Below are 6,594 nucleotides of genomic sequence, written 5' to 3' on the forward strand. Positions count from 1 at the left end.
CGCCGGACCTTCCTCAGGTCCGGCGCTTTTCTTTTGTCTGAACGAAGCGCGAGTGCCGGCCTCTCCCGCTCAAGACGGTGCCGTCCGCCTTATTGCTGCAAGATGACGTTGCCGCCGGCGCCCGCGACCTGGTCGATGACGAGCAGCTTGACGGGGCCGTCCCCGACATTCTCCGCGTGGTGCCACTGGCCAATCGCCTCGATGATGAAGTCGCCCGCTTTGTAAGTCTCGCTTTTGCCGGCGTCGGTGTTCGTAACGCGGATTTCCCCGGCCAGCACGTATGCATATCGGGGATAGGGATGCTTGTGCTCGGGAAGCGTGGCCCCCTTGGCGATCTCGTAGGTGGAGACGATGACGGTAGAATCTTTCGAGGGAAGTACGATCGCTTGGCCGCTGGACGTGACCGATGTCGTCAGCACCGGTGTCACCAGGACGTTCTTTGCGGGATCGCCGGCATTCGCCGAGTATGCCGATAGGGCCGCAAGCGTCAGTCCGACCGAGACGAGTATGCGTTTCATCATGGAGTGCCTTGCCTTCTCTTGTTCGATTTGGCCAAGGAGGTGCGAGGATATCGCACCCTATTCGGCGGCGTCGCTGCACCGGGACAGCAGCGGGATCGCGGCGAGGAGCGCCTTGGTGTAGTCCTCGCGCGGATGGCTCAGCACCTGCTCGGTCGGGCCATATTCGACGAGCTTGCCCTGGCGCATGACCGCGACCTGCTCGCAGAGATACCGCACCACCGCGAGATCGTGCGAGATCAGGATCAGGGTCAGCCCCATCTCGCGCCGCAGCCGCTCGAACAATCCCAGGATCTGCGCCTGGATCGTGACGTCGAGCGCCGAGGTCACCTCGTCGGCGATGAGGATCTCGGGCTCGAGGGCGAGCGCGCGGGCGATGCCGACGCGCTGGCGCTGGCCGCCCGAGAGCTGCGTGGTGCGCCGCTCGAGCAGATTCTGCGGCAGCTCGACCTTCGCCATCAGGTCGGTCAGCCGCGCAGGGATGTCCCGGTCGCCGCAGAGGCGATGCTGGCGCAAAGGCTCGGCCAGGGTCGCCGCCACCGTCATGGCGGGATTGAGCGACAGGAACGGATCCTGGAACACCATCTGCATCTTGCGCTGCTCGGCCGGAGGCCGTTCCTGCAGCAAGCGCTCGACCGGTTTGCCGTCGACCAGGATGCGGCCCGCCTGCGGCGCGGCCAGCCCGATCAGGCTTCGGGCGATCGTGCTCTTGCCCGAGCCGGATTCGCCGACGATGCCCAGCGAGCCGCCGCGCGGCAGGGTGAAGGAGACGTCGTCCACGGCGGTGACGCCATGGGCGGGCCGCTGCATGATCCAGCCGGTCAGGCTCTGCGCGGAGCGGAATTCCACCTTCAGCCCCTCGACCGCGAGACGCAGCGCCGGCTTGGCGGCCGCATCGGTCTTGCGCACCGCCGGCTTCATCAGCGAGGGCTGCGAGGCGATCAGACGCTTGGTGTAGTCGTTGCGGGGCGAGGTCAGGATCTGCTCGACCGAGCCGGTCTCCATCACCGCCCCGTCCTTCATCACCACGACCCGGTCGCACATCTCGGCGATGACGCCCAGATCATGCGAAACCAGGATCAGCGACAATTGCCGGTCGCGCCGGATGCGGCGCAGCAGAGCCAGGATCTGCGCCTGCACCGTGACATCGAGCGCGGTGGTAGGTTCGTCCGCGATGAGGATCTCGGGCTCGCAGGCGAGGGCCGCCGCGATCATGACCCGCTGGCGCATGCCGCCCGAGAGCTCATGCGGATAGGCGCCCGCGCGCCGCGCCGGGTCGATGATCTGCATGTCGCGCAGGAGCTCGATCGCCTTGAGCTTGGCGTCGCGCCAGCTCAAGCCCTGATGCAATACCATCCCTTCGCCGACCTGACGCCAGACCGGCATGATCGGATCGAGATGCGTCGAGGGATTCTGGAAGATCATCGCGGCCTTCTCGCCGCGGAAGCGCAGCAGCTCGGCCTCGTTCATCGCCAGGACATCGGTGCCCTCGACCAGGATGCGGCCCGACCGCACCGTGGCGTTGGCGGCGATCAGCTTCAGGATGGCGCGGCAGGCGACGGTCTTGCCGGAACCGGACTCGCCGACGATCCCAAGCGCCTCGCCGCGATGAAGAGAGAAAGACACGCCTTTGAGCGCCGGCACAGTGCCGTATTGCGTGGCGAAGTCGATGGCGAGGTTCTCGACCCGAACCAGCTCCTCGTTCCCACCGGCCTCCGTGGCACTGGGCTTATCAGCCATCCTCAGGGCCCCGTATTCAACAGGCGCGCGAGCCCGTCGGCGATGAGCGAGAGCCCGAGCGCCAGGATGCAGATGGCGAGGCCGGGAAAGAAGGCGATCCACCAGGCGGTGGTAAGATAATTGGCGCCCTCGGCGATCATGGCACCCCATTCGGGCGTCGGTGGCCGCACACCCAGCCCGAGGAAGCCCAGCGAGGATCCGAGCACGATGGTGAGCACCGCATCGGTCATGACGAACACGGCCGAGGGCACCATCGCGTTGGGCAGCACATGGAACAGGATAGTGCGGCTGTGGCTGAAGCCCATGCTGCGCGCCGCCAGCACGAAATCGGCATTGCGCAGCACCAGCGCCTCGCTGCGCACGAGGCGCGCATAGGTGACCCAGTTCACCAGGGTGAGCGAGATGAAATAGCTCTGCAGTCCCGGTCCCAGCACCGCGACGATGGCGATCACCAGCACGAAATAGGGGAAGGAGACGGTCACCTCGAAGATGCGCATCAGGATGGAATCGATGCGCCCGCCAAAATAGCCGCCGAGGAGCCCGATGAGGGTGCCGAGGATGATGGGCCCGACCACGCCGAAGAAGGCCATCATCAGGTCGGCGCGCGCGCCATAGAGGATGCGGGTGTAGATGTCGCGGCCGAGCGCGTCGGAGCCCAGCCAATGGGCCTCGCCGGGAGGCTTCAGGATATTGAGGACATCGACCTTGATCGGGTCGTACTCGGTGAGGAGCGGGGCCGCCAGCGCCAGGAAAACCCAGACCAGGGTGAGGGCGACACCGACGACGAGCGTCGTCGGCAGCGAGGCCCAGACCCGGGCAAAGCGGCTTTGCGCAAGACCGGCGGTCGTGGCGCTCACAGCTTCACCCGCGGGTCGAGCAGGACCGTCACCACATCGACGATGAAGTTGGTGATGACGATGCCGAAGGCGAGGACCAGGGTCACGGCCTGCACCACGAAGTAATCGCGGGTCAGGACGGCGCGGATCAGGGCCTGTCCCATGCCGGGAATGTTGAACACGTTCTCGACCAGGACGGTGCCGCCGATGAGGAACGACACCACCACGCCCATCAGATTGACGGTCGGGAGCAGCGAGTTCCAGAACACATGGCGGCTGAAGATATAGCCCTCCGACAATCCCTTCGACCGGCCGGCGGTCGCATAATCCGCGTCCAGCTGCTGGATGAAGGTGGCGCGCAGATTGCGGGTCAGGATCGGGGTGACGCCGATCGCGATGGTGAGCGCCGGGAGGAAGAGATGATAGAAATTCTCGAAGAAGCCCGCGCCGTAGCCGGAGACCGGGAACAGCTTGAAGCGCAGGCAGAAGCCCAGGATCAGCATCAGCCCGATGAAATAGGAGGGGATGCCGACGCTGCTGACGCAGACGAGACGCACCAGCTGGTCGAGCCAGCGTCCGCGCGCGCGGGCCGCGGCGGTCGCGAGCGCCAGGGTGAAGGCGATCGAGAGCGCCAGTCCATAGAGGATCAGGTAGAGCGTCGGCTCGATGCGGTCCAGGATCACCCGGCCGACGGGGCTGCGATAGATGATCGACTGGCCGAAATCGCCGCGCAGCGCGTTCAGCACGAAATAGAAATACTGGACCAGGATCGGCTGATCGAGGCCGTAGCGGGCACGGATGAAATCGACCGCATCCTGAGAAGCCTTCGGCCCCAGCATGATGCGCACCGGATCGCCGGGCGTCATTTGAATCAGGATGAAGGTGACCAGGCTGATCCCGATGATGACCGGAATCAGCTGCACCGGGCGTTTGAGCAGAAACGCGAAACGATCCATGCGTCGATGATTCGCCAGCCGTGGCGGGAGAAGCAAGAGCGCATCCGGGCTCGAACCGGTTCCGCGGAACCGGTTCGAGCCTGAAATGCGACCAAAAGCTAAACCAGGTCGGTCTGGTCGATCTCGGAGAACTGAAGACCGATATTGAGGATCAGGTCTTTGACCTTGGGGCTGTAACCGTTGAGCCAAGCCGGATAGTAGAGCGCGACCTGCGCCACCTCATCCACGGTGATCTGCTGGATCTTGGCATAGATGGCGGCGCGCTTGTCGCCGTCGGTCTCGCCCGCCCCCTCCTCGATCAGCTTGTTGACCTCGTCATTGTTGTAGCGGGTGTAGTAGGACTTGTTGTCGCCCGCTCCCCAGGCGCACCACCGCAACGCATTGTCGGGATCGCGCGTCTCATTATACCACCAGTTGATCTGGGACTGATAATCGCCATCGATCAGCCGGGTCCAGACGCTGGTCGGATCGACCTTGGCGACGTTGGCCGTGATTCCGACATCGGCGAGCTGTGCCTGGATCAGAATCGCGGTCTTCTCGTCGTCGGAAACGCCCGCGGCGACCATCAGCTCGAAGCTGGCGTCTTTGACGCCCGATTCGGCCAGCAGCGCCTTTGCCTTCGCCACATCGCGCTGGATCACCGGCAGCGATTTGTCGAAATAGTTGAGGGCGGGGCTGAAGATCGAATTCGCCGCCACGCCCGAACCCAAGGTCACGGTATCGGCGATCGCCTGGCGATCGATGCCATGGCTGACCGCCTGCCGGAACTTCAGATTGTCGAATGGCGCCTTCGAGTGATTGATCAGCAGCTCGTAGGTCACGCTCGAGGTTTCGGGGTCGGCGCGGAAACCGGCCGCCTTGAGTTCGGCGAGACGCGCGATGGGAACGCCGATATTGACGTCGATCTCTCCCGCCTGGAGCATCGAGACGCGGGTGTTGTCGTCGGGCACATAACGGAACTCGATGCCGTCCAGATGCGGCAGGCCCGGGCGATAGTAATGCTCGTTCTTGGCCAGGACGACGCGGTCGCCGGGCTTCCAATCGACGAACTTGAAGGGACCGGAGGTCACGGGCGCCTTGGCGAAGGCGTCATCGCCCATCTTCTCGACCGCGGCCTTCGGCACGATCCCGGTGTTCCAGATCTCGGTCAGGGTCAGGAAGGGCGTGAATTTGCGGTCGAGCGTCATGACGACCGTCTTGGCGTCTTTCGCCTTGGCTTCCTTCAACGGCTGGAAGGGCGCGTTGTAGGCCGTATCCTTCTGGAAACGCATCCGCGTATAGCTGAAGGCCACATCCTCGGCGGTAATCGGCGAGCCGTCCGAGAATTTCGCGTCGCGCAGATAGAAGGTGTAGATCAGCCCGTCATCGGAGATGTCCCACTTCTCCGCGAGGCCCGGCCCGACTTCGCTACGGTCGGCGTTGGCCTGCAGCAGGCGGGCGAACATCAGGCCCTGGATGATGATGTCGGACCCATAGACGGTCTTGATCGGGTCGAGCGTCAGCACGTCCGAGCCATATCCCATGCGCAGGATCTTGGCGTCGGCAGCGCCTGCTCTGAAGGCCAGGCCTGGCAGGGTGGCCAGGCCGGCGGCGAAGGCGGTGGTTTGCAAGAATGAACGGCGATCCATGATGTGAGTCCTCCTGTTACGGGTCGTTGTTTGTTATTGGTTGGCGATAGGCAATTCTGGCAGTCCGATCCCTTCTGTTCCGAGTCAGATCTTGGTCACATGCAGCGCCGGGCGGCGCTGGTCCCAGCGATATTCCTGCTCCAGCTGGCGCGCGAGGCGCAGCAGCAGATCCTCGCGGCCGAAGCCCGCGACGAACTGCACGCCCACCGGCAGACCCGTCTTGGTCCAGCCCAGCGGCAGGGAGATCGCCGGCGAGCCGGTGCCGTTGAAAAGCGCGGTGAAGGTTTCCTTCGGTGCCAGATCGTCGAAGACGCTGTCGATGGTGCGGCCCGGGCGGCCCGGGTCGTAGGTTCCGATGGGCTCGGGCGTGATGGGCGCGGTCGGCGTGACGAGAATGTCATGGTGGGCGAGGAACTCGCCGACCGCGCGCGTCACCTGGTCATAGACGCCGAGCGCCGTCACCAGGCTCGCGGCCGACAGGGCCTGGCCATGGCGATAGACCGCGATGGTCGTGGCCTGGAGTTCGCTTTCGTCGATCGGTTTGCCCAACGCTGCGGCGAGCTCGTCCAGCGAGGGCGTGGTGGTCGCGGCCCAGATCACCTTTTGCGCCGCGAGGAAGGCGGCGTAATCGAAACGCGGGCCCGCTTCCTCGACATGATGGCCCAGTGCTTCGAGCTTCTTGCCGGCTTCCTTCGCCGCCCGCACCACCTCCGGATCGAGCGGATGGCCCGACCAGGAGTCGGTGCAGAGCGCAACGCGCAAGGGCTTGGGCGGCGTCTCGATCGCCTTCGCATAGCTGCCGGCGGGCGGCGCGATCTCATAGGCATCGCCGGGGACGGCGCCCGAGGCGAGGTCGAGCAGCGTGGCGCAGTCGCGCAGGCTGCGCGTCAGCATGAAGGCGGTGGCGAGCCCCAGG

6 protein-coding genes are annotated in these 6,594 nt (G+C 64.9%); all 6 read right to left on the reverse strand.

The features are described 5' to 3' along the window. Positions 1-89: 89 nt before the first annotated feature. Entirely contained in the window at positions 90-521 is a 432-nt protein-coding gene (locus ACREE8_RS17140; protein ID WP_431574221.1) for a cupin domain-containing protein, read from the reverse strand. Between the two features lie 57 nt (positions 522-578). Further along, entirely contained in the window at positions 579-2,258 is a 1,680-nt protein-coding gene (locus ACREE8_RS17145) for a dipeptide ABC transporter ATP-binding protein (protein WP_431574222.1), read from the reverse strand. 2 nt (positions 2,259-2,260) lie between these two features. Beyond that, positions 2,261-3,115, reverse strand: a complete 855-nt coding sequence (locus ACREE8_RS17150; RefSeq protein ID WP_431574223.1) for an ABC transporter permease — start codon at positions 3,113-3,115, stop codon at positions 2,261-2,263. Further along, positions 3,112-4,050 (reverse strand): ABC transporter permease, encoded by a 939-nt coding sequence (locus ACREE8_RS17155; RefSeq protein WP_431574224.1) that lies wholly within the window; start codon positions 4,048-4,050, stop codon positions 3,112-3,114. Before ACREE8_RS17155 ends, ACREE8_RS17150 begins: the two co-directional genes overlap by 4 nt. Positions 4,051-4,148: 98 nt before the next feature. Then, on the reverse strand, positions 4,149-5,678 hold the full coding sequence (locus ACREE8_RS17160) for an ABC transporter substrate-binding protein (RefSeq protein WP_431574225.1): 1,530 nt from the start codon (positions 5,676-5,678) through the stop codon (positions 4,149-4,151). Positions 5,679-5,762: 84 nt separating this feature from the next. Further along, positions 5,763-6,594 (reverse strand): amidase (locus ACREE8_RS17165; RefSeq protein ID WP_431574226.1); only part of this gene is annotated, 832 nt, incomplete at its 5' end.

Origin of the sequence: Hypericibacter sp. (genome assembly GCF_050729195.1) — a bacterium.
Classification (GTDB): Bacteria; Pseudomonadota; Alphaproteobacteria; order Dongiales; family Dongiaceae; genus Hypericibacter.

What these genes read in the sequence shown, in the direction of transcription:
- ACREE8_RS17140 (WP_431574221.1), bottom strand. Translation starts at nt 521, where the DNA reads ATGATGAAACGCATACTCGTCTCGGTCGGACTGACGCTTGCGGCCCTA.
- ACREE8_RS17145 (WP_431574222.1), bottom strand. Translation starts at nt 2,258, where the DNA reads ATGGCTGATAAGCCCAGTGCCACGGAGGCCGGTGGGAACGAGGAGCTG.
- ACREE8_RS17155 (WP_431574224.1), bottom strand. Translation starts at nt 4,050, where the DNA reads ATGGATCGTTTCGCGTTTCTGCTCAAACGCCCGGTGCAGCTGATTCCG.
- ACREE8_RS17160 (WP_431574225.1), bottom strand. Translation starts at nt 5,678, where the DNA reads ATGGATCGCCGTTCATTCTTGCAAACCACCGCCTTCGCCGCCGGCCTG.